This is a genomic window from Caballeronia sp. LZ001 (genome assembly GCF_031450875.1).
Classification (GTDB): Bacteria; Pseudomonadota; Gammaproteobacteria; order Burkholderiales; family Burkholderiaceae; genus Caballeronia.
On the sequence record NZ_JARTVX010000004.1, the window covers coordinates 3,588,256 to 3,599,907 of the forward strand.

The window sequence follows — 11,652 nt, forward strand, 5'->3', positions numbered from 1 at the left end:
CGGACTACGGAGAGAAAGCAATGAAAGCTCTGCTCGATCTATTCAAGCAAGTCCAGCAAGAAGAAGTATTCGACGCGATCAAGATCGGTCTGGCTTCGCCCGACAAGATCCGTTCGTGGTCATTCGGCGAAGTGAAGAAGCCGGAGACCATCAACTACCGTACCTTCAAGCCGGAGCGGGACGGTCTGTTCTGCGCGAAGATTTTTGGTCCGATCAAGGACTACGAATGCCTTTGCGGCAAGTACAAGCGTCTGAAGCACCGCGGCGTGATCTGCGAAAAGTGCGGCGTCGAAGTGACGCTCGCCAAGGTGCGTCGCGAACGCATGGGCCATATCGAACTGGCCTCGCCGGTTGCGCACATTTGGTTCTTGAAGTCGCTGCCGTCGCGTTTAGGCATGGTGCTCGACATGACGCTGCGTGACATCGAACGCGTGCTGTACTTCGAGGCATACGTGGTGATCGATCCGGGCATGACGCCGCTGAAAGCGCGGCAGATCATGACCGAAGAGGATTACTACAACAAGGTCGAAGAGTACGGTGACGAATTCCGCGCCGAGATGGGCGCGGAAGGCGTGCGCGAACTGCTGCGTTCGATCAACATCGACGAACAGGTCGAGATGTTGCGCACCGAACTCAAGAACACGGGTTCGGAAGCGAAGATCAAGAAGTACGCAAAGCGCCTTAAAGTGCTCGAGGCTTTCCAGCGTTCGGGCATCAAGCCTGACTGGATGGTGCTCGAAGTGCTGCCGGTGCTGCCGCCGGAACTGCGTCCGCTCGTGCCGCTGGATGGCGGCCGTTTCGCGACGTCGGACTTGAACGACCTTTATCGCCGCGTGATCAACCGTAACAACCGGTTGAAGCGTCTGCTCGAACTGAAGGCGCCTGAAATCATCGTCCGCAACGAAAAGCGGATGCTGCAGGAAGCCGTCGATTCGCTGCTCGACAACGGTCGTCGCGGTAAGGCAATGACGGGTGCGAACAAGCGTCCGCTGAAGTCGCTCGCCGACATGATCAAGGGTAAAGGCGGTCGTTTCCGTCAGAACTTGCTCGGTAAGCGCGTCGACTATTCGGGCCGTTCGGTGATCGTGGTCGGCCCGACGTTGAAGCTGCATCAGTGCGGTCTGCCGAAGCTGATGGCGCTCGAACTGTTCAAGCCTTTCATCTTCAACAAGCTGGAAGTGATGGGCGTAGCTACGACCATCAAGGCCGCGAAGAAGGAAGTCGAGAACCAGACGCCCGTGGTGTGGGACATTCTCGAAGAAGTCATTCGCGAACATCCGGTCATGCTGAACCGCGCGCCTACGCTTCACCGACTCGGCATTCAGGCTTTCGAGCCGGTGCTGATCGAAGGTAAGGCAATTCAGCTGCACCCGCTCGTTTGCGCGGCGTTCAACGCCGACTTCGACGGTGACCAGATGGCCGTTCACGTGCCGCTGTCGCTGGAAGCGCAGATGGAAGCGCGTACAGCTGATGCTCGCGTCGAACAACGTTCTGTTCCCGGCCAACGGCGACCCGTCGATCGTGCCGTCGCAGGATATCGTGCTGGGTCTTTACTATGCATCGCGTGAAGCGGTGAATGGCAAGGGCGAAGGCATGACGTTCACGGGCGTGTCGGAAGTGATTCGCGCGTACGAGAACAAGGAAGTCGAGCTGGCATCGCGCGTCAACGTGCGGATCACGGAAATGGTCCACAACGAAGACCAGAGCGAAGGCGCGCCGAAGTTCGTGCCGAAGATCTCGTTGTTCGCAACGACGGTCGGCCGCTCGATCCTGTCGGAGATTCTGCCGCCGGGGCTGCCCTTCACCGTGCTGAACAAGCCGTTGAAGAAGAAGGAAATTTCGCGTCTGATCAACACGGCGTTCCGCAAGTGCGGTCTGCGCGAAACGGTGATCTTCGCCGACCAGCTGATGCAAATGGGTTTCCGTCTTGCAACGCGCGCCGGCATCTCGATCTGCGTGGACGACATGCTCGTGCCGCCGCAGAAAGAGACGATCGTCGGTGACGCCGCGAAGAAGGTGAAGGAATACGACCGTCAGTACATGTCGGGTCTCGTCACCGCGCAAGAACGCTACAACAACGTGGTCGACATCTGGTCGGCAACGTCGGAAGCGGTCGGCAAGGCGATGATGGAACAGCTTGCAACAGAGCCGGTGACGGATCGTGACGGCAAGGAAACGCGTCAGGAATCGTTCAACTCGATCTACATGATGGCCGACTCGGGCGCGCGCGGTTCCGCGGTGCAGATTCGTCAGCTCGCCGGTATGCGCGGCCTGATGGCGAAGCCGGACGGCTCGATCATCGAGACGCCGATCACCGCGAACTTCCGCGAAGGCCTGAACGTGCTGCAGTACTTCATCTCGACGCACGGTGCACGTAAGGGTCTGGCGGATACGGCGTTGAAGACGGCGAACTCGGGTTACCTGACGCGCCGTCTCGTCGACGTGACGCAGGATCTGGTCGTCGTCGAAGAAGATTGCGGCACGTCGAACGGCGTGGCGATGAAGGCGCTGGTCGAAGGCGGTGAAGTCGTCGAAGCGCTGCGTGACCGTATTCTCGGTCGCGTCGCGGTGGCGGACGTCGTCAATCCGGAAACGCAGGAAACGCTGTACGCATCGGGCGATCTGCTCGATGAAGACGCGGTCGAGGAAATTGAACGCCTCGGTATTGACGAAGTGCGCGTGCGCACGCCGTTGACCTGCGAAACGCGTTATGGCCTGTGCGCTTCGTGCTATGGCCGCGACCTGGGTCGTGGTTCGCGCGTGAACGTCGGCGAAGCGGTTGGTGTGATCGCGGCGCAGTCGATCGGTGAACCAGGCACGCAGCTTACGATGCGTACGTTCCACATCGGTGGCGCGGCATCGCGTGCGGCGGTTGCTTCGACGGTCGAAGCGAAGTCGAACGGTACGGTGCGCTTCACGGCCACGATGCGTTACGTCACCAACGCGAAGGGCGAGCAAGTCGTCATCTCTCGTTCGGGCGAGGCGATCATCGCGGACGACCTCGGTCGCGAGCGTGAACGTCACAAGATCCCGTACGGCGCCACATTGCTGCAACTCGACGGCGCGCAGATCAAGGCCGGTTCGCAACTGGCTCAATGGGATCCGCTGACGCGTCCGATCATCACCGAGTGGGGCGGTACGGTGAAGTTCGAAAACGTCGAGGAAGGCGTGACGGTTGCGAAGCAGATCGACGACGTCACGGGTCTTTCGACGCTCGTCGTAATCGACGTGAAGCGCCGTGGTTCGCAGGCTTCGAAGAGCGTGCGTCCGCAGGTGAAGCTGCTCGACGCGAACGGCGAGGAAGTGAAGATCCCGAACACCGAGCATTCGGTGCAGATCGGCTTCCAGGTCGGCGCACTGATCACCGTAAAGGATGGTCAGCAAGTGCAGGTTGGTGAAGTGCTGGCACGTATTCCGGTTGAAGCGCAGAAGACGCGTGACATTACCGGTGGTCTGCCGCGCGTGGCCGAACTGTTCGAAGCGCGCTCGCCGAAGGACGCTGGCATTCTGGCGGAAGTCACGGGCACGACGTCGTTCGGTAAGGACACGAAGGGCAAGCAGCGTCTCGTTATCACGGACCTCGAAGGCAATCAGCACGAGTTCCTGATCGCAAAGGAAAAGCAGGTGCTGGTGCATGATGGTCAGGTCGTCAACAAGGGCGAAATGATCGTCGACGGTCCTGCCGATCCGCACGATATCCTGCGTTTGCAGGGTATCGAGGCGCTGTCGCGTTACATCGTGGACGAAGTGCAGGACGTGTACCGTCTGCAAGGCGTGAAGATCAACGACAAGCACATTGAAGTGATCGTGCGTCAGATGCTGCGTCGGGTCCAGATCACGGACAACGGCGACACGCGCTTCATCCCGGGCGAACAAGTCGAGCGGTCGGACATGCTCGATGAGAACGACCGCATGACCGCGGACGACAAGCGTCCGGCCACGTACGAAAACGTGCTGCTCGGTATCACGAAGGCTTCTCTGTCGACCGATTCGTTCATCTCGGCGGCGTCGTTCCAGGAAACGACCCGCGTGCTGACCGAAGCGGCGATCATGGGCAAGCGTGATGATCTGCGTGGCCTGAAGGAAAACGTGATCGTCGGCCGTCTTATTCCGGCTGGTACGGGTCTCGCGTTCCACAAGGCGCGCAAGAGCAAGGAAATGTCGGATCGCGAACGCTTCGACCAGATCGCTGCCGAAGAGGCATTCGATTTCGGTACGCCGGAAACCCCGGCAACGGAGCAGGCGCCGCATACCAACGAGTAAGTTCTCTCGCTGGATTGTCGGTTGCAACATCGAACCGCTCGGCTTTCAGCCGGGCGGTTTTTTTTCGCCGGTTCGTTTTTGACGATTTCCACTCTGCCGATTGGCTAACGCTGTAACGAGCGCCTCGGCAGGCGAGCATGCGTTGTTAGAATTCGGTATCTCCATGTTGTAGTGAGCGTCTCCCGTCCATGTCCCGTCCGCTGCAGATCCTCAAGGAAGTTTTCGGCTATCCGGCTTTTCGCGGACAGCAAGCGGATATCGTCGAACACGTCGCCAACGGTGGCGACTCGCTCGTGCTCATGCCGACGGGCGGCGGCAAATCGCTTTGCTATCAAATTCCGTCGCTCGTGCGCAAGGAAGCGGGCTTCGGCGCGGGAATCGTCGTGTCGCCGTTGATTGCGTTGATGCAGGATCAGGTCGCGGCGCTCACCGAGCTTGGCGTGCGCGCGGCGTACTTGAACTCGACGCTCTCCGGCGCGGAGGCCGCCGCCACGGAGCGCGCGCTGCGCAACGGCACCATCGACCTTTTGTATGTGGCGCCCGAACGTCTCATGACGCCGCGCTTTCTAGAATTGCTCGAAAGCGCGCGCGTGGGTCTTTTTGCCATAGACGAAGCGCATTGCGTATCGCAATGGGGACACGATTTCCGCCCGGAATACATCCAGCTTTCCGTGCTGCACGAACGGTTCCCTTCGGTGCCGCGCATTGCGCTCACGGCGACCGCGGACGCCATCACGCGCGACGAGATCGTGCATCGGCTGGCGCTCGACGACGCGCGTATCTTCGTATCGAGTTTCGATCGGCCGAATATCCGTTACCGGATTGTCGAGAAAGACAACGCACGCTCGCAGTTACTCGATTTCATCCGCGCCGAGCATACGAATACGGACGGCACGACGGACGCAGGCGTCGTTTATTGTCTGTCGCGTCGCAAGGTGGAAGAGACCGCCGAGTGGCTGAAGGGTCAGGGCGTGCGCGCGCTGCCGTATCACGCGGGCATGGAATTCGAGACGCGGCAGAAGCATCAGGAGATGTTTCAGCGCGAGGAAGGCGTCGTGATGTGCGCGACGATTGCGTTCGGCATGGGTATCGATAAACCGGATGTGCGCTTCGTCGCGCATCTGGACTTGCCAAAGAGCGTCGAGGGCTACTATCAGGAAACCGGACGCGCGGGTCGTGACGGCATGCCGGCGAACGCATGGATGGCTTACGGACTCGGCGATGTCGTGCAGCAGCGCAAGATGATCGACGAATCCGAAGCCGACGACGCCCACAAACGCGTACAGACCGGCAAGCTCGATGCGCTCCTTGGCTTGTGCGAAACGGCTGCCTGCCGGCGCGTGCGGCTGCTGGCTTATTTCGGCGAGACGAGCCAACCGTGCGGCAACTGCGACACATGCCTGGAACCGCCCGCGTCGTTCGATGCCACGCGCGAAGCGCAAATGGCGCTGTCCTGCGTCTTCCGCGCGCGCAAAGCGAGCGGCTTTCATTTCGGCGCGGGACATCTGATCGACATTCTGCGCGGGTCGCGCAGCGAAAAGGTCCTACAGCGCGGACACGAAAATTTATCGACGTTCGGCGTCGGCGCCGCGCTTTCCGAGCCGGAGTGGCGCGCGGTGTTTCGGCAGCTCGTCGCTTTTGGCTATTTGGCGATTGACCACGACGGCTTCGGCGCGCTCGTTCTCACCGATGCGAGCAAGCCCGTGCTGAAAGGCGAGGAGCACGTCACGCTGCGCAAATACGTGAAGCCGGTGCGTAGCCGGCAATCGTCGGGACGCACGCGGGAACGCGCCGATCCGACCACGGGCATGTCGCAACGGCAGAAGTCTCGCTGGGAGCGCCTGCGCATTTGGCGCGCAGAAACCGCCAAGAGCGACGGCGTGCCGGCCTACGTCATTTTTCATGACGCCACGCTTGCCGAAATAGCTCGAAGCGATCCCGATACGGTGGATGATCTGCGTCATATCCCGGGCATCGGCGCGCGCAAGCTGGAGCGTTTCGGCGACGAGTTGCTGGATGTCGTGACGACCGAATAAGCCAACGCTTTGCGCGGTACTCCGAAATGCGCGCAACGTGTTGACCCAATTGGGATTTTCAGCATATCATGCTAGGTTCTCGTTCTTGGTCCGTTTTCGGAACCGGCTTAGCGCCGCGTACGATAAGGGATCGAGCTTCTTCGAGAACGTTAGACGCGCATTTTCCGACGCTTTGCCCGTCGAGAATCGCGTTGAATTTGATCATTTTCAGGAATAAACGATGCCAACCATCAATCAATTGGTTCGCAAAGGCCGCACGTCGGAAACGACGAAGAGCAAGTCGCCGGCCCTGCAGGACTGCCCCCAGCGTCGTGGCGTGTGCACTCGCGTGTACACCACGACGCCTAAGAAGCCGAACTCGGCACTTCGTAAGGTTGCGAAGGTTCGCCTGACGAACGGTTTCGAAGTTATTTCGTACATCGGTGGTGAAGGCCACAACCTGCAAGAACACTCGGTCGTGCTGATTCGCGGCGGTCGTGTCAAGGACTTGCCTGGTGTGCGTTACCACATGGTTCGCGGCTCGCTGGATACCCAGGGCGTCAAGGATCGTAAGCAAGCTCGCTCGAAGTACGGTGCGAAGCGCGCCAAGGCTGGCAAGTAAGTCGCCGGTCTGCAGTCATCTGCAAGTTGTTTGAGGTCGCCGTAAGGCGGTTTAGGCGGTGGTGCTGGAATGCCAGTGCTATCGAGTAAGTGGTCACCCGGCCAAGCTGGTTTTGTCGAAAAGATGGATCGGGTTTGTTGGTGGCCGTGGAGCTTAAAGACTCGTTCGGAGTCGGCTCCAACTGAAAAGGTAAAGGAAGAATCATGCCGCGTCGTCGCGAAGTCCCCAAGCGGGAAGTGTTGCCGGACCCGAAATTCGGCAACGTAGATGTAGCCAAGTTCATGAACGTGCTGATGCTCTCAGGCAAGAAGTCGGTTGCCGAGCGTATCGTGTACGGCGCTTTTGAACAGATCCAGACCAAGGGTGGCAAGGACCCGCTGGAAGTGTTCACGGTTGCGCTCAACAACGTGAAGCCGGTGGTCGAAGTGAAGAGCCGTCGCGTTGGTGGTGCCAACTACCAGGTTCCGGTCGAAGTGCGTCCCTCGCGTCGTATGGCATTGGCGATGCGTTGGTTGCGTGAAGCCGCGAAGAAGCGCAGCGAAAAGTCGATGGCCCTGCGTCTTGCAGGCGAACTCTCCGAAGCGGCAGAAGGCCGTGGCGGCGCGATGAAGAAGCGCGACGAAGTTCACCGCATGGCAGAGGCCAACAAGGCATTCTCGCATTTCCGTTTCTAAGCTCCCGCTCGTAGGGCAAACGGAAAAATAAGGGCGGGTGCGCTACTCCAGGCGCCTCGCCCGTTTGTGTTAGGACGCTGTCGGCTCGTTATAGATCGAGTCGGCGGGTCGACCAAAAAAGGATCCAAAGTGGCTCGCAAGACACCTATCGAGCGCTACCGCAACATCGGTATTAGCGCTCACATCAACGCCGGCAAAACGACGACGACCGAGCGCATCCTGTTTTACACGGGCGTGAACCACAAGATTGGCGAAGTTCACGACGGCGCTGCAACGATGGACTGGATGGAGCAGGAGCAGGAGCGCGGCATTACCATCACGTCGGCTGCTACCACGGCCTTCTGGAAGGGCATGGGCGGCAACTATCCCGAGCACCGCATCAACATCATCGACACCCCGGGGCACGTCGACTTCACGATCGAAGTGGAGCGCTCGATGCGCGTCCTCGACGGCGCGTGCATGGTCTACTGTGCAGTGGGCGGCGTGCAGCCGCAGTCGGAAACCGTGTGGCGTCAGGCTAACAAGTACAAGGTTCCCCGTCTCGCGTTCGTCAACAAGATGGACCGCACTGGCGCAAACTTCTTCAAGGTCTACGAGCAACTGAAGACGCGTCTGAAGGCGAACCCGGTTCCCGTCGTCGTGCCGATCGGTTCGGAAGAAAACTTCAAGGGCGTGGTCGACCTTCTCAAGATGAAGGCGATCATTTGGGACGAAGCGTCCCAGGGCACGAAGTTCGACTACGTCGACATCCCGGCTGAACTCGTCGACACGTGCAACGAGTGGCGCGAGAAGATGATCGAGTCGGCTGCCGAAGCCAGCGAAGAACTGATGGAAAAGTACCTCGGCGGCGAAGAGCTGACCGAAGCGGAAATCGTCAAGGCGATCCGCGACCGGACCATCGCGTGCGAAATTCAGCCGATGCTGTGCGGCACCGCGTTCAAGAACAAGGGCGTGCAGCGCATGCTCGACGCTGTGATCGACTTCCTGCCGTCGCCGGTCGACATTCCGCCGGTTACGGGTGAACTCGAAAACGGTGAGAAGGGCGAGCGCCGTGCTGCCGACGACGAAAAATTCTCGTCGCTGGCATTCAAGATCATGACCGACCCGTTCGTCGGTCAGCTGATCTTCTTCCGTGTGTATTCGGGTGTGGTCAATTCGGGTGACACCGTGCTGAACGCGACCAAGGACAAGAAGGAACGTCTGGGTCGTATTCTGCAGATGCACGCGAACCAGCGCGAAGAAATCAAGGAAGTGCGCGCAGGCGACATCGCGGCAGCCGTGGGACTGAAGGAAGCGACCACGGGCGACACGCTGTGCGACCCGCAGAGCCCGATCGTGCTCGAACGCATGATTTTCCCGGAGCCGGTGATTTCGCAGGCAGTTGAGCCGAAGACGAAGCCCGACCAGGAAAAGATGGGTCTGGCGCTGAACCGTCTGGCTCAGGAAGATCCGTCGTTCCGCGTTCAAACGGACGAAGAGTCGGGCCAGACCATCATTTCGGGTATGGGCGAGCTCCACCTCGAAATTTTGGTCGACCGGATGAAGCGTGAATTCGGCGTTGAAGCAACTGTCGGCAAGCCGCAGGTTGCGTACCGCGAAACGATCCGCGCGACGGCTGCCGATGTCGACGGCAAGTTCGTCAAGCAGTCGGGTGGTCGCGGCCAGTATGGTCACGCGGTCATCACGCTCGAGCCGAACGAACAGGGCAAGGGCTACGAGTTCCTGGACGAGATCAAGGGCGGTGTGATTCCGCGCGAATACATCCCGGCGGTGGACAAGGGTATCCAGGAAACGCTGAAGTCGGGCGTGCTGGCTGGCTTCCCGGTCGTCGACGTGAAGGTTCACCTGACGTTCGGTTCGTACCACGACGTCGACTCGAACGAAAACGCGTTCCGCATGGCCGGTTCGATGGCCTTCAAGGAAGCAATGCGCAAGGCAAGCCCGGTCATCCTCGAACCGATGATGGCCGTGGAAGTCGAAACGCCGGAAGATTACATGGGCAACGTGATGGGCGACTTGTCGGGCCGTCGCGGTATCGTCCAGGGCATGGAAGACATGATCGGCGGCGGCAAGATCGTTCGCGCCGAAGTACCGCTGTCGGAAATGTTCGGCTACTCGACCTCGCTGCGCTCGCTGTCGCAAGGCCGTGCTACGTACACGATGGAATTCAAGCACTATGCTGAAGCTCCGCGTAACGTTGCCGAAGCGATCATCAACGCCAAGGGCAAGTAAGCCCTGCAAGTCATTCGGCGAGCCACAAGCTTTTAACCGATAAACAATCTCTGAAAGAAGGTAATCATGGCAAAAGGTAAATTCGAGCGGACCAAGCCGCACGTGAACGTGGGCACGATCGGTCACGTTGACCACGGCAAGACCACGCTGACGGCAGCGATCACGACGGTGCTGACCAAGAAGTTCGGCGGCGAAGCGAAGGCATACGACCAGATCGATGCAGCGCCGGAAGAAAAGGCGCGTGGTATCACCATCAACACCGCGCACGTCGAGTACGAAACGGCTAACCGCCACTACGCACACGTCGATTGCCCGGGCCACGCTGACTATGTGAAGAACATGATCACGGGCGCGGCGCAGATGGACGGCGCAATTCTGGTGTGCTCGGCCGCTGACGGCCCGATGCCGCAAACGCGTGAGCACATCCTGTTGGCGCGTCAGGTCGGCGTGCCTTACATCATCGTGTTCCTGAACAAGTGCGACATGGTGGACGACGCCGAGCTGCTCGAACTCGTCGAAATGGAAGTGCGCGAGCTTCTGTCGAAGTACGACTTCCCGGGCGACGACACGCCGATCATCAAGGGTTCGGCCAAGCTGGCGCTGGAAGGCGACACGGGCGAGCTGGGCGAAGTGGCGATCATGAATCTGGCCGACGCGCTGGACACGTACATCCCGACGCCGGAGCGCGCAGTGGACGGCGCCTTCCTGATGCCGGTGGAAGATGTGTTCTCGATCTCGGGTCGTGGCACGGTGGTGACGGGTCGCGTGGAGCGCGGCGTGGTGAAGGTTGGCGAGGAAATCGAAATTGTCGGTATCAAGCCGACGGTGAAGACGACTTGCACGGGCGTGGAAATGTTCCGCAAGTTGCTGGACCAAGGTCAAGCGGGCGACAACGTCGGTATCCTGCTGCGCGGCACGAAGCGTGAAGACGTGGAGCGTGGTCAGGTTCTGGCCAAGCCGGGTTCGATCACGCCGCACACGCACTTCACGGCAGAAGTGTACGTGTTGAGCAAGGACGAAGGCGGCCGCCACACGCCGTTCTTCAACAACTACCGTCCGCAGTTCTACTTCCGTACGACGGACGTGACGGGCTCGATCGAGCTGCCGAAGGACAAGGAAATGGTGATGCCGGGCGACAACGTGTCGATCACGGTAAAGCTGATTGCACCGATCGCCATGGAAGAAGGTCTGCGCTTCGCTATCCGCGAAGGCGGCCGTACCGTCGGCGCAGGTGTGGTTGCCAAGATTATCGAGTAAAATCTCGGGCTCACCTGTCGTTGCCGTACTGAAGTAACGTGACCGAGGCCGGGTGTTCGCCCCAAGCGAATGCCCGGTCTCTCGCTCTTTTGCCAAGTCGGCGGTGCAACATCGCCTCGCTCTTTTAAGGAATTGTCATGCAGAACCAAAAAATCCGTATCCGTCTGAAAGCATTCGACTATCGCCTGATCGATCAATCGGCAGCCGAAATCGTCGATACGGCAAAGCGTACTGGCGCAATAGTCCGTGGCCCGGTGCCGCTGCCGACGCGCATTCAGCGCTTCGACATTCTGCGTTCGCCGCACGTCAACAAGACGTCGCGCGATCAGCTCGAAATCCGTACGCATCAGCGCCTGATGGACATCGTCGATCCGACCGACAAGACGGTCGACGCGCTGATGAAGCTCGACCTGCCGGCTGGCGTCGACGTCGAAATCAAGCTGCAGTAAGCCTCTAAAGCTTCGCCGGGTTTTCGGGTGAAGCTAAGTCTTTGATTGCTTGCAGAAAACGGAAAGCCTTGTTATACTCCAAGGCTTTTCGCGCACTTGCGCAAAAAAGTCCGCCCAGTCTCTCGTAACGAAGTGGACAT

Annotated in this window: 6 protein-coding genes and 1 pseudogene; all 7 read left to right on the top strand. The window is 59.6% G+C overall.

Annotated features, from left to right (window positions below):
* The first annotated feature begins 20 nt into the window (after positions 1–20).
* A pseudogene (rpoC, locus tag P9292_RS27715) lies at positions 21–4,263 on the top strand (DNA-directed RNA polymerase subunit beta').
* A gap of 188 nt (positions 4,264–4,451) precedes the next feature.
* Complete coding sequence (gene recQ, locus P9292_RS27720; protein ID WP_309962266.1) at positions 4,452–6,299, top strand: DNA helicase RecQ; 1,848 nt, start codon at positions 4,452–4,454, stop codon at positions 6,297–6,299.
* A 220-nt stretch (positions 6,300–6,519) separates the two neighbouring features.
* Complete coding sequence (rpsL, locus tag P9292_RS27725) at positions 6,520–6,900, top strand: 30S ribosomal protein S12 (protein ID WP_006053290.1); 381 nt, start codon at positions 6,520–6,522, stop codon at positions 6,898–6,900.
* A 203-nt stretch (positions 6,901–7,103) separates the two neighbouring features.
* Positions 7,104–7,574, top strand: coding sequence for a 30S ribosomal protein S7 (rpsG, locus tag P9292_RS27730; RefSeq protein ID WP_006053291.1), 471 nt, complete (start codon positions 7,104–7,106; stop codon positions 7,572–7,574).
* A gap of 129 nt (positions 7,575–7,703) precedes the next feature.
* Positions 7,704–9,806, top strand: a complete 2,103-nt coding sequence (gene fusA / locus P9292_RS27735; RefSeq protein WP_309962268.1) for an elongation factor G — start codon at positions 7,704–7,706, stop codon at positions 9,804–9,806.
* Positions 9,807–9,872: 66 nt separating this feature from the next.
* Complete coding sequence (gene tuf / locus P9292_RS27740) at positions 9,873–11,063, top strand: elongation factor Tu (RefSeq protein WP_090541958.1); 1,191 nt, start codon at positions 9,873–9,875, stop codon at positions 11,061–11,063.
* 137 nt (positions 11,064–11,200) lie between these two features.
* The gene (rpsJ, locus tag P9292_RS27745) at positions 11,201–11,512 is read left to right on the top strand and encodes a 30S ribosomal protein S10 (RefSeq protein ID WP_006998489.1); all 312 of its coding nucleotides are present in this window, start codon (positions 11,201–11,203) and stop codon (positions 11,510–11,512) included.
* The last annotated feature ends 140 nt before the right edge of the window (positions 11,513–11,652 follow it).